This window comes from Streptomyces sp. R44 (assembly GCF_041053105.1).
Classification (GTDB): Bacteria; Actinomycetota; Actinomycetes; order Streptomycetales; family Streptomycetaceae; genus Streptomyces.
Window position 1 is genome coordinate 5,700,502 of the sequence record NZ_CP163444.1, and the last position, 24,832, is coordinate 5,725,333.

A 24,832-nucleotide genomic window follows, 5' to 3' on the forward strand; every position below is an offset into this window, starting at 1 on the left:
GCTGCGCACCCGGAAGCCGCTCACGGTCGCCGCGGTCGCCAAGAACCTCGGCGCCCTCGTGCTCGCCGTCGTCTTCATCTTCCCGGTCTACTGGATGTTCTCGTCCTCGCTGAAGCCGCAGCACGAGATCATGACGAAGGACCCGGTCTTCGTCTTCACGCCGACCTTCGAGAACTACGGCACCGCGACCGGCGTCGACCTGTTCTGGACGTACGTCACCAACAGCCTCACGGTCACCATCGGCGCCGTACTCCTCGCCCTGCTCGTCGCCCTGGCCGCGAGCTTCGCGATCGCCCGCCTCAGGTTCAAGGGCCGCAAGGGCATCGTCCTCATCGTGATGATGGCGCAGATGGCCCCCTGGGAGGTCATGGTCATCGCGATGTACATGATCTCCCGTGAGAACGACCTGCTGAACAGCATCCCGATGCTCACGCTGATCTACTTCGTCATGGTCCTCCCCTTCACGATCTGGACCCTGCGCGGCTTCATCGCCGCCGTCCCGGTCGAGCTGGAGGAGGCCGCGCAGATCGACGGCTGCACCCGCGGCCAGGCCTTCCGCAAGGTGATCTTCCCGCTGCTCGCCCCGGGCCTGATGTCGACCTCGCTCTTCGGCTTCATCACCGCCTGGAACGAGTTCGCCATGATCCTGATGCTGAACAAGGAGAAGGAGTCGCAGACCCTGACGCTCTGGCTGACCCAGTTCCAGACCGCGTTCGGCAGCGACTGGGGCGCCACGATGGCCGCCTCCACGCTCTTCGCCCTCCCCGTGCTCGTCGTCTTCCTCTTCCTCCAGCGCAAGGCCGTCGGCGGCATGACCGCCGGCGCGGTGAAGGGATAACGGACCCCCATGACCACACTCGTACACGGCTCGGACACCCTGACCCGTGACGCGCTCACGGTCCTCCAGCCCGGCTTCGTCGGCACCACCGCCCCCGACTGGCTGCTCCGCCGCATCGGCGAAGGCCTGTCCTCGGTCGGCCTCTTCGGCCGGAACATCGTCGACCCCCAGCAGCTCGCCGCGCTCACCGCACAGCTGCGCGCCGAGCGGGACGACGTCCTCGTCGCCATCGACGAGGAGGGCGGGGACGTCACCCGCCTCGAGGTCAAGCAGGGCTCGTCCTTCCCCGGCAACTACGCGCTCGGCAGCGTCGACGACGTCGAGCTCACCCGGGCCGTCGCCCGCGAGCTCGGCCGCCGGCTCGTGCAGTGCGGCGTCGACCTGAACTGGGCGCCCTCGGCGGACGTCAACTCCAACGCCGAGAACCCGGTCATCGGCGTCCGCTCCTTCGGACCGGACCCGGACCTGGTCGCCCGGCACACCGTGGCGTACGTCGACGGCCTCCAGGGCGTCGGGGTCGCGGCCTGCACGAAGCACTTCCCCGGACACGGCGACACCAACGTGGATTCCCACGACGCGCTGCCCCGGATCGATGTGGACCTCGCCACACTGCACGCCCGTGAGCTGGTACCTTTCCGCGCGGCCGTCGCCGCGGGTACCAAAGCCGTCATGAGCGCGCATATCCTGCTCTCCGCGCTCGACCCCCACCGTCCGGCCACCCTGAGCCCGCAGATCCTCACCGGTCTGCTGCGCCAGGAGCTGGGCTTCGAGGGGCTGATCGTCACCGACGGCATGGAGATGCAGGCCGTCGCGGCGACGTACGGCATCGAGCGTGGATCCGTCCTCGCGATCGCCGCGGGCGCCGACGCCATCTGCGTCGGCGGCGGGCTGTGCGACGAGGACACCGTGCTGCGGCTGCGCGACGCGCTCGTCAACGCGGTACGGACCGGTGAACTGCCCGAGGAGCGGCTGGCCGACGCCGCGGCGCGCGTGCGCGCCCTGGCGGCCTGGACCCAGGCGCACCGGGCCAGGGGGGCTGTGGCGGTGCCGGGCGTGGCATCACAGGAGGGGACCGCGCCCGGCACCGACATCGGACTGGTGGCGGCCCGCCGCGCCCTGAAGGTGACCCGGGGGGCGCACGCCCACACGCCGATGACCAGCGCTCCCTACGTGGCCGCCTTCACCCCCGTCGCCAACTTCGCGGTCGGCGACGAGACCCCCTGGGGCATCGCGGCCGAGCTGGAGCGGCTGCTCCCCGGCACCGAGACCGGCTCGTACGACGAGTCGTCCGTGGCCGACGTCCTGGCCGCCGCGGGGGAGCGGCGGATCGTCGCGGTCGTACGGGACGCCCACCGGCACCCGTGGATGACCGAGGCCCTGGACGGCCTCCTCGCGGCCCGCCCCGACACCGTCGTGGTCGAGATGGGCCTGAACGAGGCGGAGCCGCGCGGGGCCCTGCACATCGCCACGCACGGCGCGGCCCGGGTCTGCGGCCGCGCGGCCGCGGAGGCCGTGGTCGGCACCGGAGCCTGACTCCCCGGACGGACGGGAAGGGGCCCGGCACCTGGTCCAGGTGCCGGGCCCCTTTGCATGGATATGCCCTAGATGCCCTGCCAGGACGGCTTGTTCGCGTAGGTGTGGCGGAAGTAGTCGGCGAGCTTCAGCTTGGAGGCGGCCGCCTCGTCCACGACGACCGTGGCGTGCGGGTGGAGCTGGAGCGCGGAGGCCGGGACGAGCGCCGCCACCGGGCCCTCGACGGTCTGCGCCACGGCCTCGGCCTTGCCCTCGCCGGTGGCGAGGAGCACCAGGTGGCGGGCCTCCAGGATGGTGCCGATGCCCTGGGTGATGACGTGGTGCGGGACCTGCTCGATGTCGTCGTCGAAGAAGCGGGCGTTGTCCACGCGGGTCTGCTCGGTGAGCGTCTTGATCCGGGTGCGGGAGGCGAGCGAGGAGCACGGCTCGTTGAAGCCGATGTGCCCGTCGGTGCCGATGCCGAGGATCTGCAGGTCCACGCCACCGGCCTCGGCCAGCGCCCTGTCGTACGCCTCGCAGGCCGCCAGGACGTCCGCGGCGGAGCCGTCCGGACCCATGAAGGCCTCGGGGGAGAGCCCGAGCGGCTCGACGACCTGACGCAGGACGGTGGAGCGGTACGACTCCGGGTGCCCCGCGGGCAGGCCCACGTACTCGTCCAGCTGGGCGATCCGCGCCCGGGAGGCGTCCACGGCGCCGGCGGACACCTGGGCGACGAGGGCGTCGTAGATCGGGATCGGGGTCGAGCCCGTGGCCACGCCGAGCAGCGCGTCGGGCTTGCGGCGCAGGAGGTCGGCGATGCCGTCCGCGATGAGCTCGCCGCCGGCCTTGGCGTCCTTGACGATGACAACTTCCACGCTGTGCCTGCCGATCTGGTGAGGGGCTGGAGAAGGACCATGTGGTATAGACCAATCGAAGTCCAAATCTAGCAGAGGAGAGGCCTTCTCCTCATGCCGTTCCGCCCCGCGGACGGCGCCCCTTTCATCCTCGGCCGCCCCTGTCCCCCCAGCCACTCGAAGCCCGCCCGCCCGGGGTCGGCGCGCCCCGCGTCAGGCCAGCGAGCCTCCCGTCGCGTCGATCCAGTCGCCCGTCACCCAGCGCGCCTCGTCCGAGGCCAGGAAGGCCACCACGTCCGCTATGTCCGCGGGCGTCCCCACCGCGCCCAGCGCCGACATCGCCGCCGCCCCGGCCCAGGCCTCCTCGTTCCCCCGCAGCCACCCGGCGTTGATGTCCGTGTCCACGATCCCCGGCGCCACCGCGTTGACCGTGATCCCGCGCGGCCCGAGCACCTTCGACAGATAGCGCGTGAAGACATCGAGCGCGCCCTTCGACATCGCGTACGCCATGAGGTCCGGCATGACCGCCGCCCTGCTCAGTCCGCTCGACACGTTGATGATCCGGCCACCGTCCCGCAGTCGCTCCGCGCCCAGCCGCGCCAGGAAGAACGGTGCCTTCGAGTTGACCGCGAAGATCCGGTCGTACTCCTCTTCGCCGATCGTCGCGAAGGGCTGCGACGCCCCGATCCCGGCGTTGTTCACCAGGATGTCCAGGCCGTCCGCGTGGGCGTCGAAGGCCCGCCACAGCGCCTCCGCGTCACCCGGGACCCCCAGCTCCTGACCCACCGCGAAAGCGGAGCCGCCGGCCGCCTCGATCGCGGCGACGGTCTCCTTCGCCGCCTCCTCGTTCGTCCCGTAGTGCACCCCGACCCGGGCGCCCTCACGGCCGAGCCGCTCGGCGATCCCCCGTCCGATGCCCCGGCTGCCGCCCGTGACCAGCGCCGTCTTCCCGGTCAGCCTTCCGTCGAGCACGCCCATGGCGACGCCCCCCTCTTTCTGTAGTGGTCGTTACGTAAAGACCGTACCCCACGATCCGTAGCGAGCGCTATAGAATTCACTCCATGGTGACGAGACAGCGCGGCCGCCCCCGCTCCTTCGACCGGCTCACGGCCCTGGAGCAGGCGACGATGGCGTTCTGGGAGCACGGCTACGAGACGACCTCCGTCTCCGACCTCACCCGCGTCATGGGCATCAGCGCGCCCAGCCTCTACGCGGCCTTCGGCGACAAGAAGACGCTGTTCGAGGAGGTCGTCGAGGCGTACGCGCACAGCTACGGGGCCTACGGCGGCCGCGCCTTCGCCGAGGAGCCGACCGCCCGCGCCGCCATGGAGCGCATGCTCCGCGAGGCCGCCGTGGTCTTCACCGAGCCGGGACACCCGCACGGCTGCCTGATGATCACCGCCGCGGTGAACTGCTCGACCCCCGAGGTGGAGCAGGCCCTGCGGGACCGGCGGAACGCCAATCTGGCCGTGTTCGAGAACCGCATCCGCGAGGGCGTGGAGGCCGGCGACCTGCCGCCGGACGCCGACCCGCGCGCCCTGGCCCGGCTGACCGGCGCCGTCCTCCAGGGCATGTCCCTCCAGGCCCGCGACGGCGCGACGGCCGAGGAACTGACCGCGGTGGCGGAGGCGGCGATGCGGGCCTGGCCGGAGGCCTGAAGGCGTCCGCGCGGACGGGCGGCGGTCGTCGACTGAGCGGCAGGCGGTCAGTCGGGGCCGAGGGGGGGCGAAGGGCCCGGAGAAACCCGCGGGCCGCGGCGCCCGGCGGGACCCTCAGCCCGCCCGGCACCGCAGCCCGGAGTTGCCCGGCCGGGGGTGTGCGGTCCCACGGCCGTGTGGGAGGTCTCGGCGCAGTCAGGGCAGAGAGCGCCGGGTACCTCGTTCCATCCTCCTGTGCGGGGAGGATGGAGGTTCTATGGCATTCATTGTGGACTAGACCATTCTTGTCTGTCCATCCACAGGAACGCGGTCCTTCCCGGCCCATCCTCCAACACGGAGCCCCGGAGATCCAGGTTCACCGCCCCTGTAATTCCGCAGGTACGCTCGCACCGTGCCCTCCATGAACGACCTCGTCCGCCAGCACACCGCCCTGAGCGACTCCGACCTCGAGTGGCTCCATCTGCTGGTGTCGGAGTGGCAGCTGCTCTCCGACCTCTCCTTCGCCGACCTCGTGCTCTGGGTCCCCACCCTCGACGGCACGCGGTACGTCTCCGTCGCCCAGATGCGGCCCAACACCGGCCCGACCTCCTACCAGGACGACATGGTCGGCCATCTCGTCCCGCGCGGCCGGCGCCCGCTGCTCGACGCCGCCCTCGACGAGGGCCGGATCGTCCGCGAGGGCGACCCGGAGTGGCGCGAGGAGGTCCCGGTGCGGGTCGAGTCCATCCCGGTGCGCCGCGAGGGCCGGGTCCTCGGCGTCATCGCCCGCAACACGAATCTGCTGACCGTCCGCACCCCCTCCCGGCTGGAGCTCACCTACCTCCAGTCGGCCTCCGACCTCGCCCAGATGATCGCCGCCGGAACGTTCCCCTTCCCCGGCGAGCAGGTCGACATGGACTCCTCGCCGCGCGCCGGCGACGGTCTCGTCCGCCTCGACGCCGAGGGCGTCGTCCAGTACGCCTCGCCCAACGCCCTCTCGGCGTACCACCGGCTCGGCCTCGCCGCCGACCTGGTCGGCCAGGACCTCGGCCAGATCACCGCCGAACTCGCCCCGTCCCGCGGCCCGGTGGACGAGGCCCTGGTCAAGCTGGCCTCCGGCTACGCGCCCCGCGAGTTCGAGGTCGAGGGCAACGGCGGGGTGATCCAGCTGCGCGCGATCCCGCTCAAGCCCAAGGGCAGCCGGATCGGTTCGCTCGTCCTGCTCCGGGACGTCACCGAACTGCGCCGCCGCGAGCGCGAGTTGATCACCAAGGACGCCACCATCCGGGAGATCCACCACCGGGTGAAGAACAACCTCCAGACGGTCGCCGCCCTGCTCCGCCTCCAGGCCCGCCGGATGGACTCCGACCGCGGCCGCGAGGCCCTCAACGAGGCCGTCCGGCGCGTCGGTTCGATCGCCATCGTGCATGAGACGCTGTCCCAGAACCTGGACGAGCGGGTGCAGTTCGACGAGATCGCCGACCGGGTCATCGCGATGGTCGCCGAGATCTCGCCGGGCAAGGTCACCTGCCGGCGCAACGGCCGCTTCGGCATCCTCGACGCCGAGGTCGCCACCCCGCTCTCCATGGTCCTCACCGAGGTCCTGCAGAACGCGCTCGAACACGCCTTCGCTCAGGGCGAGCAGGGCACGGTCGAGGTCAGCGCCGTCCGCGGCGAGACCCGGGCGGACGCCCGGCTCCTGATCACCGTTCAGGACGACGGCCGCGGCCTGCCCGAGGGATTCGACCCGCAGCGGGCCGGCAACCTCGGCCTGCAGATCGTACGGACCCTGGTGGAAGGGGAGTTGGGCGGCTCCTTCGACATGCTGCCGGGCGCCGAGCGCGGCACGAAGGTGGTCCTCGACATTCCCGTACGGCCGCAGAAATAGCCGTACGGACCAGCGCACAGCAGCGAGCCCCGGACCGAAGGGAATCGGTCCGGGGCTCGAATGCTGTGGGTTACTGCTGCGCGCTGCGGCTCGGGGGCGGTGATTGCGTACGCGGTGTACGCGCCGCTTGCCTCAGGCTGTGCAGGTGGCTCAGGCGCTGGCGTTACGCGCCCGGTTGCGAGCGGCACGGCGCTTCATCGCGCGGCGCTCGTCCTCGCTGAGGCCACCCCAGACGCCGGAGTCCTGGCCGGACTCGAGCGCCCACTGCAGGCACTGCTCCATGACGGGGCAGCGGCGGCAGACGGCCTTGGCTTCCTCGATCTGCAGCAGCGCAGGACCGGTGTTGCCGATGGGGAAGAACAGCTCGGGGTCTTCCTCACGACAAACGGCGTTGTGACGCCAGTCCATGGCTGCTACCTCTCTCAGTGTTACGTGCGAGTTGCTTGTGAATGTGAACGCTTTCACGAATCCCTCCGCAAGGGAAGGGCCGACTGCCAGCTGAACTGGTGTGGTCCTGTTGCTTGGGGTGGGGTTCTGGCTCTCAGTGGAGGCCGGTGTTGCGGGCCGTCCCGATCGCCAAGAAGAGACTCCCAAACCCCAGGGGCGGATACAACCCCTTCCGGAAAGTTTTTTTTGATTCCTCGGTGTCGGCTAGGTCACAGCCGTACTTCTTAGGGGTGGATGCGCGCCTAAACGTTCGAGTGAAAGGACTTTGGGCCCTTCCACTCACACAATCACACGCAGTGCACGGCGAACGCCTGTGAACGTCACGCTCGTACGCAGTCCGAGGTGGTCTCCGTCCATCTGCAGAGGGAGGGGCACCTTCGAATGCAAGGTGAAGTCGGTCAGATCGTGCAGAGGTACGGCATGCTTGCCGCGCGGACCCCGTTCCGGGGTCGAGGTGAGCAGCTGGGTGGCGTAACGGGCCACCGCCGGGGTGGAGAGCCGGCGCAGTCCGAGGACGTCGAGCGCGGTCTCGAAGGACGCCTCCGGGGACGCGTACACCGGGCGATTGCCCAGGTAGGTCCAGGGGGAGGTGTTGCAGATTATGGAGAGGACCAGGTCTTCGACCGGCTCCGCGCCGGGGCGCTCCAGGGTGATCGTGCCGTGCCGGCGGTTCGGCTCCTCCAGGAACTGGCGCACCACCTGGCGCAGATAGAGGGCGTGCGTCGATCTCTTGCCGCGCTCGCGCTGCTGTTCGACCCGGCCGATGACGCTCGCGTCGAAGCCGAGTCCGGCACAGAAGGTGAACCAGCGTTCGGGCACGGATTCGTCCTCGGTGCCCGGCGTCCCGGACGCCAGCCCGAGGCTCACCGTCCGTGTCCGCCGCTCACGCAGCGCGTCGAGCAGCGCGCCGGTCGCCTCCACGGCGTCGTTCGGCAGTCCGAGGGCGCGGGCGAAGACATTGGTCGAGCCGCCGGGGACGACCGCGAGGCTCGGCAGCCGGTCCGGATCCGGCCCGTCGTGCAGCAGTCCGTTGACCACCTCGTTCACCGTGCCGTCCCCGCCGAGGGCCACGACCAGGTCGATGTTCCCGGCTTCGGCGGCCCGCCGCCCCAGGTCGCGCGCGTGCCCCCGGTACTCGGTGGTGATCGCCTCCAGCTTCATCTCGCTGGCGAGCGCATGGATGAGGACGTCACGGGTGCGCGCACTGGTGGTGGTGGCTGCCGGATTGACCACGAGAAGTGCGCGCATGCTCGCCAGCGTACCTACCCGGCGGTACCGGGCCCAGCCCAGGCCGATCCGCGGACACCTCCGACGGGGCCCCGGCGCGGGGCCCGGCCCCGGTTTCCCGGAGCCCCCCGTTACGCTGCCTTGCATGAGCAGCACGGAGCAGACCCCCCGCCCCGCCCGCCTGGCCGCAGCCGCGGGCGTGGCCCTCGTCGAGGCCCTCGGGCTTCTCGCCGGAGGCGTCTACCTGCTGGTGCGGACGCTCCTCGACGGGGGCTCCGGCGGCGGCGACGTCACCACCGGGGTGACGGGCGGTGTGACCGTGATCGCACTCGGACTGATCCCGCTCGCCGCCGCCCGCGGCCTGTGGACGGCGCGCTCCTGGAGCCGCGGCCCGGCCGTGATCACCCAGATCCTCGCCCTGCCGGTCGCCTGGCAGATGCTGCAGACCGAGGGCGTGATCCCCTTCGGGATCGTCCTCGCCGCGCTCGCCGTGACCGGGCTCGTCCTGCTGGTGAACCCGGCCACGACCGAGGCGCTCGGCATCCGGCGCCCCGGTCAGGGAGCCTGACGGATCACTCCTCGACGAGGAGCTTCTCCCGAAGCGACGCCAGGGTCCGAGCCAGCAGCCGAGAGACGTGCATCTGCGAGATGCCCACCTCCTGCGCGATCTGCGACTGGGTCATGTTCCCGAAGAAGCGGAGCAGCAGGATCCGCTTCTCTCGCGGCGGCAGGTCCTCCAGGAGCGGCTTGAGCGACTCCCGGTACTCGACCCCCTCCAGGGCCTCGTCCTCCGCGCCCAGCGTGTCCGCCACCGCCGGCGACTCGTCGTCGGTGTCCGGGACGTCCAGGGAGAGCGTCGAGTAGGCGTTGGCCGACTCCAGACCCTCCAGGACCTCCTCCTCCGAGATCCCCAGCCGCTCCGCCAGCTCGTGCACCGTCGGCGAGCGGCCGTGCTGCTGCGAGAGCTCCGCCGTCGCCGTGGTCAGCGAGAGCCGCAGCTCCTGGAGCCGGCGCGGCACCCGGACCGCCCACCCCTTGTCACGGAAGTGGCGCTTGATCTCGCCGACGACCGTCGGCGTCGCGTACGTGGAGAACTCCACCCCGCGCTCCGGGTCGAACCGGTCGACCGACTTGATCAGGCCGATCGTCGCCACCTGCGTCAGGTCGTCCAACGGCTCGCCGCGGTTGCGGAAGCGCCGGGCCAGGTGCTCCACCAGCGGCAGGTGCATGCGCACCAGGCGGTTGCGCAGCTCGGCCTTCTCCGGGGAGCCCTCGGGCAGCTCGCGCAGCTGGACGAAGAGGGCGCGGGCGCCGCTCCGGTCGTGCGGGTCCGGGACGGCGCGGGCGTCCGGGCCCTCGTCGTCCTCCTCGGCGTCGTCATCGGCCTTCTCGGCCGCCGCGGCCGCCTCGGCGCCGTCGGGGATCAGCGCCTCGGGAGCCTCGGGGGAGCCCTCGGAACTCGCGGGGGCCTCGGAGACTCCTGGTGTCTCGGGAACCTCGTGGTGCTGCTCGTGCTCGCTCATGTGGTCCGCCTGCTCCGTAGCGACCCTGTTCGGCCGCGCCTGCTGCTCAGGGATGCCGGCCGTCGCGTCCCCGCTCCTCACGCCGGGCCTGGCCCCGCGCCGCGCTGTTTGTACAGGCTGATCGAGACCGTACGGTCATCGGCCACCGACGACTCCACCTTCCCGGCGAGGGCCGACAGCACGGTCCACGCGAAGGTGTCCCGCTCGGGGGCCCGGCCGTCGGTCGTCGGGGCGGAGACCGTCACGTCGAGGGAGTCGTCGACCAGCCGGAACACACAGCTGAGGACGGACCCCGGCACGGCCTGCTGGAGCAGGATGGCGCAGGCCTCGTCGACCGCGATCCGCAAGTCCTCGATCTCGTCGAGGGTGAAGTCCAAGCGCGCCGCGAGGCCGGCCGTGGCCGTACGCAGCACGGACAGATAGGCACCCGCAGCGGGCAGCCGGACTTCCACGAAGTCCTGGGTCCCGGGCTCGCCTGCGATCTGGGACACCCTCACCTCCAAGGTGGCACAAGCTCATTCGGGGTCCGGGGGGAGAGGCCCCCGGACCGGGCGGTACGCAGGGAGCCTGCGCGGTCCGCCGTGACGCTATCGCGATCCATCCTGCCGTGTCGCCGGGAGCACCGGAGACCAGGTGGTCCCGCGCCTCCCGCCCCCGGCGGCCGCGGAGAACCCGCGGAGGGGTGACGTACCCAGCGTCCGGGGCTTCGAACCGTCCGTGACCGCGCGGGCCGCGGACCGGCCCGCCCGCCGTCAGACGATCGAACCGTCGACGAAGCACCAGCGCCAGGCCTCGCCCGGTTCGAAGGTCCGCATCACCGGGTGCCCGGTCGAGGAGAAGTGCGCCGTCGCGTGCCGTCCCGCCGAGGAGTCGCAGCAGCCCACGTGCCCGCAGCTCAGACAGAGCCGCAGCTGGACCGGGTGCGTGCCGTCCGCCAGGCACTCGGGACAGGTCTCGGCCAGCGGCGCCGGTTCGGGGCGCGGCATTTCGGCTACGTGCGGGCACTCACTCATGATGGCCAGGTTACGTTGCGGCACGGGACGGGGTCGGGAGCATGGACGCACTGCAGCTGGTGGGGCTGGTGGCGGCGAGCGCCGCCGTGGCGGGGTTCGCCCGAAGGACCCCGGTGCCCGCCCCGCTGCTCCTGGTCGCCGTCGGCCTCGCCGCCGCGTACGTCCCCGGGGTCCCCGACTACACCCTCGACCCGCACATCGTGCTGCCGCTGATCCTGCCCCCGCTCCTCTACACGGCCGCCGTCGACTCCTCGTACCTCGACCTGCGGGCCAACATCAGGCCCGTCGCGCTGCTCTCCGTCGGGTACGTCCTCTTCGCCACCGTGGCCGTGGGCTGGCTCGCGTACGTGCTCGTGCCCGACCTGCCGCTCACCGCGGCGCTCGTGCTCGGCGCCGTCATCGCGCCGCCGGACGCGGTCGCCGCCACCGCCATCGCCCGCAGGCTCGGCCTGCCGAACCGGATCACCACGATCCTCCAGGGCGAGTCCCTCGTGAACGACGCCACCGCGATCACCGCGTACAAGGTCGCCCTCGCGGCCGCCGTCGGCGAGGGCATCAGCTGGGGCGGCGGACTGTGGGAGTTCGTCCTGGCCGCGGTCGGCGGCATCGGCGTCGGCCTGGTCCTGATGGTGCCGATCCACTGGCTCCGCACCCATCTGACCGAGGCCCTCCTCCAGAACACCCTCTCCCTGCTCATCCCCTTCATCGCGTACGCCGCCGCCGAGGAGGTCGGCGCCTCCGGAGTCCTCGCCGTCGTCGTGGTCGGCCTCTTCCTCGGCCACAAGGCCTGGAAGGTCGACTTCGCCACCCGGCTCCAGGAGGAGGCCGTCTGGAAGATGGTCGCCTTCATCCTGGAGTCCGCCGTCTTCGCCCTGATCGGCCTCCAGCTGCCGTACGTCGTCAAGGGACTCGGCCGGTACGGCATGGGGGAGGCGGCCTGGTACGCGGTCGGGGTCTTCGTCGCCGTGGTCGTCGTCCGCTTCGTCTGGGTCTACCCGGCGACCTTCCTGCCCCGCTGGATCTCCTCGGGCATCCGGGAGCGGGAGCCCGAGGTGGACTGGCGGGCGCCGCTCGTCGTCGGCTGGGCCGGCATGCGCGGCGTGGTCTCCCTGGCCATCGCCTTCTCCATTCCCGTCGTCACCGACGGGGTGGAGTTCCCGGCCCGCAACCTCGTCCTCTTCCTCACCTTCACCACCGTGATCGGCACCCTCGTGGTGCAGGGCCTCACCCTGCCGCCCCTCATCCGCCTCCTGAAGCTGCCCGGACGCGACCGGTACGCCGAGACCCTCGCCGAGGCCCAGGCCCAGAGCGAGGCCTCGCGGGCCGCCGAGGAACGCCTCGAAGCGCTCCTCGCCGACGAGCGCAACGCCCTGCCGCAGCCCCTCGCCGACCGGCTCCGCACGGTCATGGAGCGGCGCCGCAACTCCGTGTGGGAGCGCCTCGGCGCCGTCAACGAGGTCACCGGGGAGACCACGGACGACACCTACCGGCGGCTCTCGCGCGAGATGATCGACGCCGAGCGCGCCGTCTTCGTCCAGCTGCGCGACGCCCGCCGGATCGACGACGAGATGATGCGCACCCTGCTCCGCCGCCTCGACCTGGAGGAGGCGGCGGCGTACCGGGAGACCGACGACTAGGGCCCGGTCTCTCCTCCCGTACTAGACGGTGTCGGGTGCTCCCGTGATCACCGCCGCGAGCCGGGTGCCCGGCGGGAAGGCGCCCTCCTCCGCGAGAGCCGTCAGGCCGTACAGCATTTTGGCGACATACAGCCGCTCGATGGCGAGTCCGTGCCGCGCCTCGAAGTCCTGTGCGAAGGCCTCCAGAACCGGGGGCACGCGCGCGTAGCCGCCGCCGTGGAAGCGCTCGTCCAGGCTCCAGTCGCCGCGCGGGCCGCCGAAGGCCGTCTCCTGGAGGGCGCGGACCTCCCCGCCGAGGAAGCCGCCCTTGAGGACCGGCACGCCGAGTGCCCGCTGCCCGGGGGCGAGGCCGGCCGCGAGCCCGGCCAGGGTGCCGCCCGTCCCGCAGGCGACCGCGACCGTGTCCGCCGCCCCGGCGAGCTCGCGGCCCAGCTCCACGCAGCCGTGGACGGCGAGCGCGTTGCTGCCGCCCTCCGGGACCACGTACGCGCCCGCGGGGGCCCGCTCCAGGAGCGCCGCGCGCGTGGCCGGGTCGTTCTTCGCGCGGTACGTGGCCCGGTCCACGAACTCAAGACGCATCCCGTCCGCCGCGCACCGCGCGAGCGAGGGGTTCAGCGGGCGCCCGGCCAGCTCGTCGCCCCGGACCACCCCGACCGTCGGGAAGCCGAGCAGCCGCCCGGCGGCGGCCGTCGCCCGCAGGTGGTTGGAGTACGCGCCGCCGAAGGTGAGCACGGGCCGGCCGGCCGCCTCGCGCAGGTTGAGCGCGAGCTTGCGCCACTTGTTGCCGGGCAGGTCGGGGTGGATGAGGTCCTCGCGCTTCAGGAGCAGCGTCAGCCCGCGCCGGGCGAAGCGCTCGTCCTCCACCGGCTCCAGGGGCGAGGGGAGCCGGGGCCGCAGACGGGAGAGGTCGAACGCGTTCACCCGGCCATTGTGAGCCCCGCCGGATCCACGGTCCCGCGGCGGGCCACGGCGGCGCCCCCGCCGCCGCAGGCCACGGCGGGCCCGGACGCCGGCCACGCGCCCGTCCGGCGGGCCGCCGCCCCGCTACCGCAGGAGCTCGGCGACGCGTTCCCGCATCGACGCCATCGTGAACCCGCGCGGGTCCACCTTGCCCGGCTGCCACTCCAGGTGCCCGATGACCGAGCGGTGCGTCCAGCCGTGCGCCCGGCAGACGGCCGCCGCCGCCTTCGCGATGGCCTCCAGCTGCACCTTCGGCCACGGGTCCGCGCCGTCGCCGAGGTTCTCGCACTCGAAGCCGTAGAAGTGCCGGTTGCCGTCCGTGGTGGCCTCGTCGTCCGGCGGCAGCCGCCGCTCGGCGATGACCGCCCGGAGGACCTCGTCGTCGCCGAGCCCCGCGTGGTTGGCGCGCCCGTAGCCGACGAGGTGGACCGTGCCGTCCTTGGCGATCACGCCGTGACAGAGCGGCCCGGGCAGGGCCGCGTAGCCGTCCCGGCAGATCCGGACGGTGTTGGCGGTGCCCCGGGTCACGGTGTGGTGGATCATCACGCCGTTCACCGGGCCCCAGGGGCCCTTGTGGTTGCGGTTGTGGGTGGACCAGTCGCCGACCTGGACGACCGCGAGGCCCTCGTCGCGCAGGGCGCGGAGAAACCTGTTCGCGGACATGGGTGAAGCCATGACCGACTCCTTCCGGAGGACGGGGTGAGCTTCCGGAGTACCGGAGTCCGCCACTCCGCTGCCATGCGTTCGGACCGTGTGCGAGCCGATCCGGACAGATCGTCAGGGAGACGGGTGGGGCTGCGCTGTTCGGATGGAAATCGCGTGACATACCCCGAAGATCGTCGAACAGTCCCACCCGAATGTGTAATGGCGCCGACACGCTCCGTGCTGAAAGGCTTCTCGCGCAACTCAGGCATACGAGAGGGAGTTCCATGTCCGTTGGTTCGGTTGACGGCGAGGTCCGCGCGGAGCAGCAGGCCCCGCAGCAGAGTCTCGGGACCGCCGCCGCGCGGAACCTCGCCACGACCACCAAGTCGGCACCGCAGATGCAGGAGATCACCTCCCGGTGGCTGCTGCGGACGCTGCCGTGGGTCCAGGTGCAGGGCGGCACCTACCGGGTGAACCGGAGGCTCAGCTACTCCGTGGGTGACGGCCGCGTCACCTTCGTCCAGACCGGAGAGCGCGTCGCGGTGATCCCCGCCGAACTCGGCGAACTCCCGGCACTGCGCGGCTACGAGGACGAGAGCGCGCTGACCGAGCTCGCGGCCCGCTGCACCCAGCGGGAGTTCGCGGCGGGCGAGATCATCGCCGTCGCGGGCACCCCCACCGACCGGGTGTACCTCCTCGCGCACGGCCGCGTCGAGCAGATCGGCGAGGGGCCCTACGGCGACGAGACCGTCCTCGGTGTCCTCGCCGACGGCGCCTACTTCGGCGAGTCCGCGCTGGTCGGTGCCGACGCCACCTGGGACTGGAGCGCCCGGGCCGCCACCGCCTGTACGGTCCTGGAGCTCACCCGGGACGACGTACGGAACCTCGCGGACCGGGCCGGCTCGCTCGCCGCCCACCTCGCGGGCGTGGCCGCGGCTCCCGACCGCAGCACCAACACGTACGGCGAGGCCGCGATCGACCTCTCCGCTGGCCACGTCGGCGAAGCGGTCGTCCCGCACACCTACGTCGACTACGACGCCTCGCCCCGCGAGTACGAGCTGAGCGTCGCCCAGACCGTGCTGAAGGTCCACAGCCGCGTCGCCGACCTCTACAACCAGCCGATGAACCAGACCGAGCAGCAGTTGCGGCTCACGGTCGAGGCGCTCCGCGAGCGCCAGGAGCACGAGCTCATCAACAACAAGGAGTTCGGCCTCCTCTCCAACTGCGACTACGGGCAGCGGCTCCAGCCGCACGACGGCGCCCCCAGCCCGGACGACATGGACGAGCTGCTCTCCCGCCGCCGGGGCTCCAAGATGTTCCTCGCCCACCCGCGCGCCATCGCCGCCTTCGGCCGCGAGCTCAACAAGCGCGGCCTGGTGCCCGAGACGATCGAGGTCGCGGGCAACCGCATCCCGACCTGGCGCGGTGTGCCGATCTACCCGTGCAACAAGATCCCCGTCTCGGACGCCCGGACCACCTCGATCATCTGCATGCGTACCGGCGAGGCCGACCAGGGCGTCATCGGTCTGCACCAGACCGGTCTGCCCGACGAGATCGAGCCCAGCCTCTCCGTCCGCTTCATGGGCATCGACGAGCAGGCGATCATCTCCTACCTCGTCACGGCCTACTACTCGGCGGCGATCCTCGTCCCGGACGCCCTCGGCGTCCTGGAGAACGTCGAGGTCAGCCGCTGGCGCTGAGCCGTCGGCGCCCGGGGGTGGGGCCGAACCCACCCGCCCCCGGGCGCTCCCGGCCGATCGCCGTGCGGACCGCCGTGAAGGATGCGAAGGAAATGACCGTGACCATGACCAGCGCGGACGCCGTCGCCGACGGGCAGGGGGCCCTGACGCTCCTGAACCGGACGCGTGACGCCGTCGACCCCCGACTGCGCTCGACCGTCGAGTCCCTGCCGGACTCCGTACGGCGGGTGGCGAAGTACCACTTCGGCTGGGAGCGCGCCGACGGCAGCCCGGACGCCGGGCAGCCCGGCAAGGCGATCCGGCCCGCCCTGGTCCTCGCGGCGGCCCGCGCCCTCGGCGCGGACGACGACCGGGCCGTGAGCGCCGCCGCGGCGGTGGAGCTCGCGCACAACTTCACCCTGCTCCACGACGACATCGTCGACGAGGACCCGACCCGGCGGCACCGGCCCACCGCCTGGACGGTCTTCGGCATCCCGGACGCCCTCATGGCCGGGGACGCGATGAGCGCGCTGGCCCTGCGGCTGCTCGCCGAGGACCCGCATCCCGCCTCCGCGGCGGCCTCCGCGCGCCTCGCCGCCTGTGTCATCGAGCTCTGCGCCGGCCAGCAGGCCGACTGCGCCTTCGAGCGGCGCGATCCGCGCGAGGTCTCCCTCGACGAGTGCCTGGCCATGGCCACCGCCAAGACCGGTGCGCTGCTGGGCTGTTCCTGCGCTCTCGGCGCGCTCTACGCGGGTGCGGGGGAGGAGGAGGTCGCGGCGATGGACGCCTTCGGCCGGGAGGCCGGGCTCGCCTTCCAGCTGATCGACGACCTCATCGGCATCTGGGGCGACCCGGACCGCACGGGCAAGCCGGCCGGTGCCGATCTCGTCGCCCACAAGAAGTCGCTGCCGGTGGTGGCGGCGCTGACCTCCGGCACGCGCGCGGGGGAGGAGCTGGCCGAGCTGTACGCGCTTCCGGTCCTCGACGCGACGGCCGTGCGGGCGGCGGCGGACGCCGTCGAGCGGGCCGGCGGCCGCGACTGGGCGCAGGCCCAGGCGGCCGAGCGCATGGGCCGCGCCGTCGAGCACCTGGCCCAGGCGGTGCCGGACCTGGCGGCCGCGGAGGACCTGCTGGCCCTGGCGGAGTTCGTGACGCGGCGTTCGCGCTGATCACGCCTCCGGGACGATCCGGGTGACCACGGTCTCGATCATGTCGTCCAGGTCCCGGTCGCCCAGGATCCCGGGGACGGTGAAATGGTCGAGGAGCAGTCCGGTGAGGGCGACGTAGAGCACCCGGACCGTGTCCGCGTCGCCCGGCATGCCGGCGTCGAGGTGGAGCCGGATGTTCAGGTCGAGGTCGGCCCGCAGCACCTCGGTGAACCGCTTCTGCAGCTCGGGGCGGCGCGCGGCCTCCAGGCGCAGCTCGAAGAGGCCCAGATAGCAGGTGCGCTCGGCGGTCATGCGCCGGGCGAGCCAGCGCATCAGCTCGACGACCAGCGCGCGGCTGGGCGTCGGAAGCAGCGCGGTGTCGATGGCGCCTGGCTCCGGGGTGAGTCGTACGAAGATCCGGTCGGCGACCTGGGAGAGCAGCTGGTCCCGGTCGCTGAAGTAGTTGGACGAGGTGCCCGTGGGGACCCCCGCCCGGGCGTCGACCGCCCGGAAGGTCAGCCCGCGGGCGCCTTCGTCCGCCAGGACCTCGATCGCGGCGTCGAGCAGTGCCGTACGACGTTCGGGGTTTCTCGCCACGGGGCCTCCTTCTGAAAAAAGTTCTTGCGCAACCACTACACATGAAGCACTATAACTGTCGTGGTTGCGACTGCAGCCGCATCCCGATCACGAAGAGGACCGGTTTGCGCAAGCTCACGTACTACATCGCCTGCACCATCGACGGCTTCATCGGCGACCCCGAGGGCGATGCCACCTCCATGTTCACGTACACGGAGGGGTCGTACATGGCCTGGATGGGCGCCGAGTACCCGGAGACCATTCCGACGCAGGGCCGGGAGATGCTCGGCGTCGACGGCGAGAACAAGCACTTCGACACCGTCATCCAGGGGCTCGGGTCCTACCAGCTCGCCCTGGACATCGGCGTCACCAGCCCGTACAACCACCTGCGCGAGTTCGTCGCCACCCGCTCGCTCGCCGCATCGCCCCACCCGAACGTCGAGCTGATCGCCGACGACCTCGTCGGCCGCGTCCGCGAGCTCAAGGCCGAGGACGGCCCCCTCGGCATCTGGCTCTGCGGCGGCTCCACCCTCGCCGGTGAGCTCATCGAGGAGGTCGACGAGCTGGTCATCAAGACCTACCCGCAGGTGTACGGCTCCGGCATGCCGATGTTCGGCGCCGGCTTCGAGCCCCGGGACTTCGAGCTCGGCGACGTCCGCGCCTTCGAGAACGGCGTGCTGGTCCGTACGTACACCAGGAAGCGGTAGCGGCGTCGGGCGGCCTCGGGCCCGCCGACCTACCCTGGATGCATGGGTGACGAGGCGCATCACACGACGCGGGACCCCCTGGCCGAGCGCCACTGCCCGGCCTGCGGCGGACCGCTGGCCGTACTGGCCACCCGGCACAAGGTCCTCGGGGCCTGGGTGCCGGAGTGGGAGGTGCAGCCCTGCCGCAACCCGGAGTGCCCGCTGTACGAGGGGGCGGAAGCCGCTACCACGCACGTGACCGGCAAGAACGGCGAGATCGGGAGAAGTCCGGCCCCGGGGTGACCGGACGCGCGGCGGAGCCGGTCATACCGCTACAGTCCGCGCATGTCATCGGAGTCGACAGAAGTCTGGACCGGTTGGTACCGGGACCGCAGCGGCGCGGAAGCGATCGTCCTCACGGCCGACGGGCGGCACGTCGCCACCCGGATCAGAGGGACCGAGTACACCGGCGAGAGCTTCGCCGCGCTCGCCGCCGCCGAGGAGGGCGGGCGGCCCCTCACCAACTGCGTCCTGGAGTGGGACCTGCCGCTCCCCGTCGTCCTGGACGGCGCCGCCCAGCAGGCCACCCTCGCCTGCCTGCTGACGCTCGGTGAGCGCGCCGACCTCAGCCTGACCCTGCACTACGGCGGCGCCGCCTTCGAGGCGTGCGTCGCCGGGGGCGACTTCGAAGGAGCCCTGGAGCGGGTACGGAGCCAGCTGCCGCCCGGCGCGGACTTCGGCCGCCGGCTCCTCCAGACGGCCTGAGGCGGACGGCCTGAGACGGACGGCCTGAGACAGGCGGCCTGAGACGGCCGGCTAGAGACGCGGGACGGCGGCGCCCCGGGGAGGGGCGCCGCCGCCACGTACCGGGCTTCGCGTCAGCTCTTGAAGGCGGAGGCGAGGCCGTAGCGCCACAGCTGGTCGACGCGCGAACGCTCCTGCGCGTTCGGCTGGGCGTTCTGGCAGGACGTGCCGGGACCGCCGCCCGACATCAACTCGCTGCACGGGCCGCTGTAGTGGTCCGGGAGCCCGAGGACGTGCCCGGTCTCGTGGGCGGTGACCCGGGTCGAGTTGTACTGCTGGTTCTGCCGGTAGTCGAGGAAGATGTAGCCGCTGCCGTGGCCGTCCGTGCTGGCGTACGAGCCACGGGAGTCGTTGCCCTCGTAGTACGCGAAGTCCGGGTTGCTGCCCTCGACGAGCCGGACGTTCACCACCGAGCCGTTCCATATCTGCGCGGAGCGGGCTATCTGGGTGCGGAAGCTCGGCGCGTTCGCCGCGCTGTAGACGACGGTGACGGCGGTCGCGCCCGGCGTCGCGGCCCGCTTCTTCGCCACCGACTTCACGACGGCGTCGAAGAAGGCCTGGTTGGCCTTGGCCTCCTCGGCCGAACCGGCGTACGCCACGGCGGCGTTGCCGGTGGCGACCGTGGTGCCCGTGCCGACCGCCGCCGCCGGGGCCGTACCGAGAGAGGCGGCGAGACCGAGACCGAGGGCGGCGGTCAGCACGGAGGTGAGGACCTTGGGGTGAGTCATGGGGGGCTCCTCCTGTTGGGTTCGGAGAGAGTCTCGGGGGAGCCGGCCCGCGAGGGGATGATGTCATCCCCCGATAACCCCACCGCATCACCAGACCAAAACGTCTCAACCCCCTTGAAATGAAAGGTAATTGAAGAGACGTGGCCGTCTGGTGCGACTCCGGGGGGCCGCCCTACCCTCGGGTCATGGAGCTGGAGGTGAGACATCTGCGCGCGCTCTGCGCCATCGCGGACACGGGAAGCCTGCACAAGGCGGCCCGCCAACTGGGCATGAGCCAGCCCTCGCTGACGACCCAGCTGCGCCGCATCGAGAACTCCCTCGGCGCCGAACTCTTCTCCCGCGGCCGCACCGGCTGCCGGCCCACCCCGCTCGGCCGGTCCCTGCTCAGCCGGGCCCGCCCCCTCGTCGCCGACATGGCCGCGCTCGTCACCGAGACCCGGGCCGCGGCCGCCCGCGCCGACGGACCCGGACTCCGCGTCGGCTCCACCGCCAGCCGGGCGCTGCCGGGCTGGCTGCGCCGGCTCCGTGAGCGGCTGCCCGGCACGGACGTCGGCCTCCGGGTGGACGTCTCGGCCAACGCGCTGCTGCGCACGGTCGCCACCGGGCAGCTCGACGTCGCCTTCGTGCACGAGGTGGAGGGCTGCCCGCTGAGGGTCCCCGAAGGCCTCACCGGCCGCGTCCTCGTCGCCCGCGAACCACAGTTCGTCTCGATGGCCCGCGACCACCCGGCCGCCGGCCGCCCCGTCGTCGACCTCGCCGACCTCGCCGCCGACCACTGGATGGTCGACCCGACCGTCGACGGCGAGTGGGACGGCCTCCGCCGGGTCCTCGGCGCCGCCGGCATCGACCCGCCCCTGCTGCACGGCGACTACCACACGGCCGCCTCGCTCATCGTCCTCGGCGAGGCCGTCGCCCCCTGCCAGCCCACCTCGGTCCCGCGCGAGGACATGGCCATCCGCCCCCTGCGCGGCGACCCCCTCGGCGTCCGCCTCCTCCTCTACGCCCGCCCGGGGGCACCCCTGGACGTCCTGTACGCCGAACTCGCGGCGGCGTACCGGGAGGTGGCCCTGCGGGCGGCCCCGTACCGCGAGTGGCTCCGCCGCCAGGGCGCGACGGCCACGCTGCCGGTGGGACCGTGCATGATGACGGCATGAGTGAAGATCCCGGCCAGGCAGAGGTACGCCACGCACGCCCGGAGGACCTGCCGCGCGTCGTCGAACTGATCACCGAACACGCCGCGTACGAGAAGGCGGCGCCCCCGGCCCCCGGCCTCGCGGACCGTCTCGCCGGCCTCCTCTTCGGCCCCGAGCGCCCCCGGCTCCGCTGCTTCGTCGCCGTCCTCCCGGACGACACCCTCGCGGGCTACGCCACCTGCGCCCCGGAGCTCTCCACCTGGGACGGCACGGAGTACCTTCACATGGACTGCCTCTACCTCACGGAGACCTCCCGCGGCCACGGCCTGGGCCCCCTCCTCATGACGGCCCTCCGGACGGAGGCCCGCGCCCTGGGCCTCCCGGAACTCCAGTGGCAGACGCCGGCGTGGAACGAGAGCGCGATCCGCTTCTACGACCGCCTGGGCGCCACCTCCAAGGAGAAACGCCGCTACACCCTCCCGACGGAGGCGTAGGAACCCAGAAGACCGGGCTTTCCCTGGATTCCCTGGATTCCTGGATTCCCTGGATTCGTACAACCATCCGCACGCTCAGGAGTCATGTAGGGCGAGCACGCCGGAGGCGTGTTCGTTCCGTTGTCCAGGGGGACCCACATGACTCACCACATATCCCTGCGTGCCCGTCTGCTCCCGGCCGTGGTCGCGGCCGGGATCCTCGTGCCCGTCGTCGCGGGCGCGGCACCCGCGTCCGCCGCCACCGCGCCGCAGGTCAGCTGCACGTCCGGCAAGGCCGGGCTCGCCGCCCAGCTTCAGAGGGACATCACCGCCGCCCTCGCCACACGCACCGGTACGGTCGCCGTCGGCCTGCGCGACCGCACCACGAACACCACCTGCACCCTGCGCGCCACCACCTCGTACGACTCGGCCAGCGTCGTGAAGGTGACCGTGCTCGCCACGCTCCTCTGGGACGCCAAGAAGACCAATCGGTACCTGACGTCACGCGAGGCCACCCTCGCCACCGCCATGATCACCAAGTCCGACAACGCGGCCACCACCTCCCTGTGGAACCAGCTCGGCGTCACCAAGGTGAAGGGCTTCCTGGCGGCCGCCGGCATGACGCGGACGGTGCCGGGATCCGGCGGCTACTGGGGGCTCACCCAGATCAACGTCACCGACGAGCAGCGGCTGCTCTCGCTGATCACCGCCCGGAACTCGGTCCTGAGCGACAACGCCCGCGCGTACATCCTCAAGCTCATGGGGAGCGTCATCACCTCGCAGCGGTGGGGGACCCCGGCCGGCGCGCCCTCCTCCGTGTCCGTGCACGTCAAGAACGGCTGGCTGCAGCGCGCCACGCGCGGCTGGCGCGTGCACAGCGTCGGCACGTTCCAGGGCGGCGGCCACGACTACACGATCTCCGTGCTCACCGACGGCAACAGCACGATGACCTACGGAGTGAACACGATCCAGGCCGTGGCCAAGGTGATCCACCGCGACCTGTTCCCGACCGCCCCCACCGCGACCCGTTACACGCCGACGACGACGCCCAGGGAGGCCTTCGTCGCGGTGCCCCAGGGCTGACGCCCCGACCAGGCGCGATGAGGCCCGGCCACGCCGGGCAGGCAGCAGGGCCCGGACCGCGCGTCGCGGTCCGGGCCCTGTCCCGTGCGGTGCCACCCTGCGGCGGCGGTGCGTCAGCTCTGCGCGGCTTCGTCCCCCGCCTGCCCGGCGCCCTCGGCCGCGCCGGTCTTCTCGCGCATCTTCCGCACCAGCTCCGCCTTCTTGTCCGCCGCGTTCTGACGGTCGAGGTTGCGGTGCGGACCGTTGTTCTGGCGCTCGGTGCGGGACAGCTTCTTGCGCTGGCCGCCGCCCTGGCCCACGGGGTTGTTGATGTTCTTGCTGTCGGTCACGGGTTCTCCCGGTGGTGATGTGAAGTGATCTACGGATTCGCCGGTCGAGGACGGGCGGCGACGTCGAGGAACGTCAGCACAGGCCCGTCCCGCACTCACTCGTGAATCGGCGTCTGGAAGAACATGACAAAGACGTTACCCGGTCCCGACGACCCCGCAGGCGCATGAGGTCAGCCCCGTGGCGGCCAGGGGCCGGTGAGCAGGCGTTCCGCCTCCTCGACGATCGAGTCCGCCAGGGGTTCCCGGTCGCCGCGTCGGAGCGCCGCCCAGTCGTTGTAGGCGTCGGTCCTGTCGACCAGGGGTCTGAGGGTCTGGGGCCGGGACAGGGCGCTCCACCCTTCGTACGTGATCAGGTCACCGCCGGCGCCGGGGTCCAGGCTGCCGTTCACCATCAGGCGGAGCCACCAGCGGACGAGTTCCCAGCGGGCCGCTTCCCGCGGGAGGTGGCGGAGCAGGCCGAGTTCGTCCAGTACCTGCTCGAAAAGGGCGTCGGCCCGGTCGTGCTCGGAGCGTGACAGGCCGGCGAGGAGGGGGAGGGACTCCGTCTCGACGTCGAGGACCAGGGCCGTGAGGCCGGCCTCGACGAGTTGTTCCGGGTGGGGCCGTCGGCCGATCAGGCGTTCCAGGGCCAGCATCCGGAGGCAGTCGACGGCCTCCTGTGCGCTCGTGGCGTACGGCGTGAACGGCGTGGGCGCGGTGACGTCGATGCCCGCTCCGCCCTCGACGAAGTACGACCAGAAGTCGACGGTCGTACGGACGTGGAGGCCGCTCGAACGGCCGGCGAACTCGTGGTGGATGTAGTCGGCGAGGTCGTTCCCGTACAGGATGATGTCGGTCTGCATGACGGACAGGACGGGGTGCCCGTGCTCGCCCGCCGTGCCGGGCAGGCAGCGGTGCCCGTAGACCGAAACCAGCTGCGGCACGCTCTCCAGCTCGGTCCTCGCGACGCGCAGCGCATCGGATGTCTCCGCGGGCCTCGACGGCCAGGCGGGATGCCAGAACCTGTTGTGCTCCACGTCGAAGAGCACGCCGTCCACCGGCCGCGCCAGTCGCCCGGCCAGGTCCTCGGGGTCGCCGTTGCGCCAGTCGGGCCACCCCGACGAGCCATGCGGGAGGCCGGCGGAGAGGAAGACGCGGTGGTCGGCCGCGAAGGTGAAGCCGAACCGTGCCTCGACCACGTCGAGTTCCCGCTCGGTGAGCCCCGGTCCGATCTCGGTTCGGAGCATGCCCTGAAGGGCACGGGCGGTGTCCAGCGTCAGTCGAGGGGGCGACGGTGCGTTCACAGCTGCCAGCGTAGTGAGCGGTGCGGCCGCACCTGCCCCGAGGCTGCGGCGGTCCGTCACCTCACCGCGACGGCTTCCGCACGGATCCGCGAGCCCGGGGGAAAGCAGACCGCACCCGGGCCGTCAATGACGCCGTGTTCGGCGGACTGCGGACCGGGTGCGGACAGCTGGGCGGCGCGGCTGCGGACGTGCAGGTCGGGCCGCTCAGGGGGAGATCAGGCCTTCTTGGTCTCCCAGAAGATGCGGTCGATCTCGGCGATGAGCTCCAGCGCCTTCTCGCCCGTCTTCGGGTCGGTCGACGCCTTGGCGGCCGAGAGGGCCTTCAGGGTGTCGTTGACCAGCTGGTTGAGCTCGGGGTACTTCTCGAAGTGCGGGGCCTTGAAGTAGTCGCTCCAGAGCACCGAGACGTGGTGCTTGGCGAGCTCGGCGCGCTGCTCCTTGATGACCGTGGCGCGGGCACGGAAGTGCGGGTCCTCGTTGGCCAGGTACTTCTCCTGGACAGCCTTGACGGACTCGGCCTCGATGCGGGCCTGGGCGGGGTCGTACACGCCGCACGGGAGGTCGCAGTGGGCGCTGACCTTCACCTTGGGGGCAAACAGGCGGGAGAGCATTGAGCCGTCCTTCCTCGTGATCGTCTTCTCAGGTGGGACATTACTCGGTGAGAAGGGCGTTTTCGCGGGCGCCCCCTGGGGCTTAGGTCAAAAGTCCAGGGTCACCATGGGACTCGTG

Annotated in this window: 28 protein-coding genes; 14 read left to right on the plus strand and 14 right to left on the minus strand. The window is 71.8% G+C overall.

The features are described from left to right. Nucleotide 1: 1 nt before the first annotated feature. Both AB5J54_RS26675 and AB5J54_RS26680 read left to right on the plus strand, forming a co-directional pair. Nucleotides 2-838 (plus strand): carbohydrate ABC transporter permease, encoded by an 837-nt coding sequence (locus tag AB5J54_RS26675; protein WP_369149462.1) that lies wholly within the window; start codon nucleotides 2-4, stop codon nucleotides 836-838. 9 nt (nucleotides 839-847) lie between these two features. Further along, nucleotides 848-2,371 carry a glycoside hydrolase family 3 protein gene (locus AB5J54_RS26680; protein ID WP_369146440.1) on the plus strand — a complete coding sequence of 508 codons (1,524 nt, stop codon included), beginning with the start codon at nucleotides 848-850 and terminating at the stop codon, nucleotides 2,369-2,371. Nucleotides 2,372-2,439: 68 nt separating this feature from the next. On the opposite strand, the gene nagB is transcribed toward AB5J54_RS26680, so the two are convergent. Both nagB and AB5J54_RS26690 read right to left on the minus strand, forming a co-directional pair. Continuing rightward, nucleotides 2,440-3,225, minus strand: a complete 786-nt coding sequence (gene nagB, locus AB5J54_RS26685; RefSeq protein ID WP_369146441.1) for a glucosamine-6-phosphate deaminase — start codon at nucleotides 3,223-3,225, stop codon at nucleotides 2,440-2,442. 192 nt (nucleotides 3,226-3,417) lie between these two features. Continuing rightward, entirely contained in the window at nucleotides 3,418-4,182 is a 765-nt protein-coding gene (locus AB5J54_RS26690; protein ID WP_369146442.1) for an SDR family oxidoreductase, read from the minus strand. 83 nt (nucleotides 4,183-4,265) lie between these two features. On the opposite strand from AB5J54_RS26690, the gene AB5J54_RS26695 reads away from it, so the two are divergent. Together AB5J54_RS26695 and AB5J54_RS26700 are read left to right on the plus strand one after the other, a co-directional pair. Beyond that, complete coding sequence (locus AB5J54_RS26695; RefSeq protein WP_369146443.1) at nucleotides 4,266-4,862, plus strand: TetR/AcrR family transcriptional regulator; 597 nt, start codon at nucleotides 4,266-4,268, stop codon at nucleotides 4,860-4,862. A 400-nt stretch (nucleotides 4,863-5,262) separates the two neighbouring features. Further along, nucleotides 5,263-6,729 carry a sensor histidine kinase gene (locus tag AB5J54_RS26700; RefSeq protein ID WP_369149463.1) on the plus strand — a complete coding sequence of 489 codons (1,467 nt, stop codon included), beginning with the start codon at nucleotides 5,263-5,265 and terminating at the stop codon, nucleotides 6,727-6,729. Between the two features lie 150 nt (nucleotides 6,730-6,879). On the opposite strand, the gene AB5J54_RS26705 is transcribed toward AB5J54_RS26700, so the two are convergent. Together AB5J54_RS26705 and AB5J54_RS26710 are read right to left on the minus strand one after the other, a co-directional pair. Then, on the minus strand, nucleotides 6,880-7,137 hold the full coding sequence (locus AB5J54_RS26705) for a WhiB family transcriptional regulator (protein WP_003953983.1): 258 nt from the start codon (nucleotides 7,135-7,137) through the stop codon (nucleotides 6,880-6,882). Nucleotides 7,138-7,455: 318 nt separating this feature from the next. After that, the gene (locus AB5J54_RS26710; protein ID WP_369146444.1) at nucleotides 7,456-8,424 is read right to left on the minus strand and encodes a diacylglycerol kinase family protein; all 969 of its coding nucleotides are present in this window, start codon (nucleotides 8,422-8,424) and stop codon (nucleotides 7,456-7,458) included. Between the two features lie 124 nt (nucleotides 8,425-8,548). On the opposite strand from AB5J54_RS26710, the gene AB5J54_RS26715 reads away from it, so the two are divergent. Beyond that, nucleotides 8,549-8,971 (plus strand): hypothetical protein, encoded by a 423-nt coding sequence (locus tag AB5J54_RS26715; RefSeq protein ID WP_369146445.1) that lies wholly within the window; start codon nucleotides 8,549-8,551, stop codon nucleotides 8,969-8,971. A gap of 4 nt (nucleotides 8,972-8,975) precedes the next feature. Here AB5J54_RS26715 and AB5J54_RS26720 read toward each other — a convergent pair whose 3' ends face one another. From AB5J54_RS26720 to AB5J54_RS26730, 3 genes are all read right to left on the minus strand, one after another. Next, on the minus strand, nucleotides 8,976-10,007 hold the full coding sequence (locus AB5J54_RS26720; protein WP_369146446.1) for an RNA polymerase sigma factor SigF: 1,032 nt from the start codon (nucleotides 10,005-10,007) through the stop codon (nucleotides 8,976-8,978). After that, on the minus strand, nucleotides 10,004-10,417 hold the full coding sequence (locus tag AB5J54_RS26725; RefSeq protein ID WP_019889334.1) for an anti-sigma regulatory factor: 414 nt from the start codon (nucleotides 10,415-10,417) through the stop codon (nucleotides 10,004-10,006). The genes AB5J54_RS26720 and AB5J54_RS26725 overlap by 4 nt, the downstream gene beginning before the upstream one ends. A 261-nt stretch (nucleotides 10,418-10,678) precedes the next feature. Further along, nucleotides 10,679-10,939 (minus strand): UBP-type zinc finger domain-containing protein, encoded by a 261-nt coding sequence (locus AB5J54_RS26730; protein WP_369146447.1) that lies wholly within the window; start codon nucleotides 10,937-10,939, stop codon nucleotides 10,679-10,681. A gap of 41 nt (nucleotides 10,940-10,980) precedes the next feature. On the opposite strand from AB5J54_RS26730, the gene AB5J54_RS26735 reads away from it, so the two are divergent. Next, nucleotides 10,981-12,576, plus strand: a complete 1,596-nt coding sequence (locus AB5J54_RS26735; RefSeq protein WP_369146448.1) for a Na+/H+ antiporter — start codon at nucleotides 10,981-10,983, stop codon at nucleotides 12,574-12,576. Nucleotides 12,577-12,597: 21 nt separating this feature from the next. Here the strand turns inward: AB5J54_RS26735 and AB5J54_RS26740 are convergent, their stop codons facing one another. Further along, the gene (locus tag AB5J54_RS26740; protein ID WP_369146449.1) at nucleotides 12,598-13,497 is read right to left on the minus strand and encodes a 1-aminocyclopropane-1-carboxylate deaminase/D-cysteine desulfhydrase; all 900 of its coding nucleotides are present in this window, start codon (nucleotides 13,495-13,497) and stop codon (nucleotides 12,598-12,600) included. Nucleotides 13,498-13,620: 123 nt separating this feature from the next. Beyond that, the gene (locus AB5J54_RS26745) at nucleotides 13,621-14,211 is read right to left on the minus strand and encodes an N-acetylmuramoyl-L-alanine amidase (protein ID WP_369146450.1); all 591 of its coding nucleotides are present in this window, start codon (nucleotides 14,209-14,211) and stop codon (nucleotides 13,621-13,623) included. 254 nt (nucleotides 14,212-14,465) lie between these two features. Here AB5J54_RS26745 and AB5J54_RS26750 point away from each other — a divergent pair, with 254 nt between their 5' ends. Together AB5J54_RS26750 and AB5J54_RS26755 are read left to right on the plus strand one after the other, a co-directional pair. Then, nucleotides 14,466-15,881 (plus strand): family 2B encapsulin nanocompartment shell protein, encoded by a 1,416-nt coding sequence (locus tag AB5J54_RS26750; RefSeq protein ID WP_369146451.1) that lies wholly within the window; start codon nucleotides 14,466-14,468, stop codon nucleotides 15,879-15,881. Nucleotides 15,882-15,985: 104 nt separating this feature from the next. Beyond that, complete coding sequence (locus AB5J54_RS26755; RefSeq protein WP_369149464.1) at nucleotides 15,986-17,029, plus strand: family 2 encapsulin nanocompartment cargo protein polyprenyl transferase; 1,044 nt, start codon at nucleotides 15,986-15,988, stop codon at nucleotides 17,027-17,029. On the opposite strand, the gene AB5J54_RS26760 is transcribed toward AB5J54_RS26755, so the two are convergent. Continuing rightward, nucleotides 17,030-17,605 carry a TetR/AcrR family transcriptional regulator gene (locus AB5J54_RS26760; protein WP_369146452.1) on the minus strand — a complete coding sequence of 192 codons (576 nt, stop codon included), beginning with the start codon at nucleotides 17,603-17,605 and terminating at the stop codon, nucleotides 17,030-17,032. A 104-nt stretch (nucleotides 17,606-17,709) separates the two neighbouring features. Between AB5J54_RS26760 and AB5J54_RS26765 the strand changes: the two genes are divergently transcribed. From AB5J54_RS26765 to AB5J54_RS26775, 3 genes are read left to right on the plus strand one after another with little or no spacing between them, the layout of a single operon-like run. Continuing rightward, complete coding sequence (locus tag AB5J54_RS26765; protein ID WP_369146453.1) at nucleotides 17,710-18,291, plus strand: dihydrofolate reductase family protein; 582 nt, start codon at nucleotides 17,710-17,712, stop codon at nucleotides 18,289-18,291. Nucleotides 18,292-18,333: 42 nt separating this feature from the next. Beyond that, nucleotides 18,334-18,573 carry a hypothetical protein gene (locus tag AB5J54_RS26770; protein WP_369146454.1) on the plus strand — a complete coding sequence of 80 codons (240 nt, stop codon included), beginning with the start codon at nucleotides 18,334-18,336 and terminating at the stop codon, nucleotides 18,571-18,573. A gap of 42 nt (nucleotides 18,574-18,615) precedes the next feature. Continuing rightward, nucleotides 18,616-19,035: a DUF6304 family protein gene (locus tag AB5J54_RS26775; RefSeq protein ID WP_369146455.1), complete on the plus strand. Its 420-nt coding sequence runs from the start codon at nucleotides 18,616-18,618 to the stop codon at nucleotides 19,033-19,035. Between the two features lie 113 nt (nucleotides 19,036-19,148). Here AB5J54_RS26775 and snpA read toward each other — a convergent pair whose 3' ends face one another. Continuing rightward, on the minus strand, nucleotides 19,149-19,802 hold the full coding sequence (snpA, locus tag AB5J54_RS26780) for a snapalysin (protein ID WP_369146456.1): 654 nt from the start codon (nucleotides 19,800-19,802) through the stop codon (nucleotides 19,149-19,151). Between the two features lie 185 nt (nucleotides 19,803-19,987). Here snpA and AB5J54_RS26785 point away from each other — a divergent pair, with 185 nt between their 5' ends. From AB5J54_RS26785 to AB5J54_RS26795, 3 genes are all read left to right on the plus strand, one after another. After that, complete coding sequence (locus tag AB5J54_RS26785) at nucleotides 19,988-20,956, plus strand: LysR family transcriptional regulator (RefSeq protein WP_369146457.1); 969 nt, start codon at nucleotides 19,988-19,990, stop codon at nucleotides 20,954-20,956. Then, a complete protein-coding gene (locus tag AB5J54_RS26790; RefSeq protein WP_369146458.1) occupies nucleotides 20,953-21,429 on the plus strand; it encodes an N-acetyltransferase family protein in 477 nt (158 codons plus the stop codon). Before AB5J54_RS26785 ends, AB5J54_RS26790 begins: the two co-directional genes overlap by 4 nt. Nucleotides 21,430-21,567: 138 nt before the next feature. Beyond that, entirely contained in the window at nucleotides 21,568-22,491 is a 924-nt protein-coding gene (locus AB5J54_RS26795; protein ID WP_369146459.1) for a serine hydrolase, read from the plus strand. 113 nt (nucleotides 22,492-22,604) lie between these two features. Here the strand turns inward: AB5J54_RS26795 and AB5J54_RS26800 are convergent, their stop codons facing one another. The 3 genes from AB5J54_RS26800 to sodN all read right to left on the minus strand — a co-directional run bounded on the left by AB5J54_RS26800 (nucleotide 22,605) and on the right by sodN (nucleotide 24,714). Beyond that, the gene (locus tag AB5J54_RS26800; RefSeq protein ID WP_369146460.1) at nucleotides 22,605-22,820 is read right to left on the minus strand and encodes a DUF6243 family protein; all 216 of its coding nucleotides are present in this window, start codon (nucleotides 22,818-22,820) and stop codon (nucleotides 22,605-22,607) included. A 170-nt stretch (nucleotides 22,821-22,990) separates the two neighbouring features. Further along, complete coding sequence (locus AB5J54_RS26805; protein ID WP_369146461.1) at nucleotides 22,991-24,046, minus strand: hypothetical protein; 1,056 nt, start codon at nucleotides 24,044-24,046, stop codon at nucleotides 22,991-22,993. Nucleotides 24,047-24,318: 272 nt separating this feature from the next. After that, the gene (gene sodN, locus AB5J54_RS26810; RefSeq protein ID WP_041131199.1) at nucleotides 24,319-24,714 is read right to left on the minus strand and encodes a superoxide dismutase, Ni; all 396 of its coding nucleotides are present in this window, start codon (nucleotides 24,712-24,714) and stop codon (nucleotides 24,319-24,321) included. Nucleotides 24,715-24,832: the final 118 nt, after the last annotated feature.

Excerpts from the sequence above, each read along its gene's own strand:
- AB5J54_RS26755 (WP_369149464.1), top strand. The coding sequence starts at position 15,986 with ATGACCAGCGCGGACGCCGTCGCCGACGGGCAGGGGGCCCTGACGCTC.
- AB5J54_RS26785 (WP_369146457.1), top strand. The coding sequence starts at position 19,988 with ATGGAGCTGGAGGTGAGACATCTGCGCGCGCTCTGCGCCATCGCGGAC.
- AB5J54_RS26705 (WP_003953983.1), bottom strand. The coding sequence starts at position 7,137 with ATGGACTGGCGTCACAACGCCGTTTGTCGTGAGGAAGACCCCGAGCTG.
- sodN (WP_041131199.1), bottom strand. The coding sequence starts at position 24,714 with ATGCTCTCCCGCCTGTTTGCCCCCAAGGTGAAGGTCAGCGCCCACTGC.
- AB5J54_RS26735 (WP_369146448.1), top strand. The coding sequence starts at position 10,981 with ATGGACGCACTGCAGCTGGTGGGGCTGGTGGCGGCGAGCGCCGCCGTG.
- AB5J54_RS26710 (WP_369146444.1), bottom strand. The coding sequence starts at position 8,424 with ATGCGCGCACTTCTCGTGGTCAATCCGGCAGCCACCACCACCAGTGCG.
- AB5J54_RS26680 (WP_369146440.1), top strand. The coding sequence starts at position 848 with ATGACCACACTCGTACACGGCTCGGACACCCTGACCCGTGACGCGCTC.
- AB5J54_RS26745 (WP_369146450.1), bottom strand. The coding sequence starts at position 14,211 with ATGGCTTCACCCATGTCCGCGAACAGGTTTCTCCGCGCCCTGCGCGAC.
- snpA (WP_369146456.1), bottom strand. The coding sequence starts at position 19,802 with ATGACTCACCCCAAGGTCCTCACCTCCGTGCTGACCGCCGCCCTCGGT.
- AB5J54_RS26700 (WP_369149463.1), top strand. The coding sequence starts at position 5,263 with ATGAACGACCTCGTCCGCCAGCACACCGCCCTGAGCGACTCCGACCTC.
- AB5J54_RS26695 (WP_369146443.1), top strand. The coding sequence starts at position 4,266 with ATGGTGACGAGACAGCGCGGCCGCCCCCGCTCCTTCGACCGGCTCACG.
- AB5J54_RS26790 (WP_369146458.1), top strand. The coding sequence starts at position 20,953 with ATGAGTGAAGATCCCGGCCAGGCAGAGGTACGCCACGCACGCCCGGAG.
- AB5J54_RS26715 (WP_369146445.1), top strand. The coding sequence starts at position 8,549 with ATGAGCAGCACGGAGCAGACCCCCCGCCCCGCCCGCCTGGCCGCAGCC.
- AB5J54_RS26730 (WP_369146447.1), bottom strand. The coding sequence starts at position 10,939 with ATGAGTGAGTGCCCGCACGTAGCCGAAATGCCGCGCCCCGAACCGGCG.
- AB5J54_RS26770 (WP_369146454.1), top strand. The coding sequence starts at position 18,334 with ATGGGTGACGAGGCGCATCACACGACGCGGGACCCCCTGGCCGAGCGC.
- AB5J54_RS26750 (WP_369146451.1), top strand. The coding sequence starts at position 14,466 with ATGTCCGTTGGTTCGGTTGACGGCGAGGTCCGCGCGGAGCAGCAGGCC.
- AB5J54_RS26690 (WP_369146442.1), bottom strand. The coding sequence starts at position 4,182 with ATGGGCGTGCTCGACGGAAGGCTGACCGGGAAGACGGCGCTGGTCACG.
- AB5J54_RS26805 (WP_369146461.1), bottom strand. The coding sequence starts at position 24,046 with ATGCTCCGAACCGAGATCGGACCGGGGCTCACCGAGCGGGAACTCGAC.
- AB5J54_RS26775 (WP_369146455.1), top strand. The coding sequence starts at position 18,616 with ATGTCATCGGAGTCGACAGAAGTCTGGACCGGTTGGTACCGGGACCGC.
- AB5J54_RS26795 (WP_369146459.1), top strand. The coding sequence starts at position 21,568 with ATGACTCACCACATATCCCTGCGTGCCCGTCTGCTCCCGGCCGTGGTC.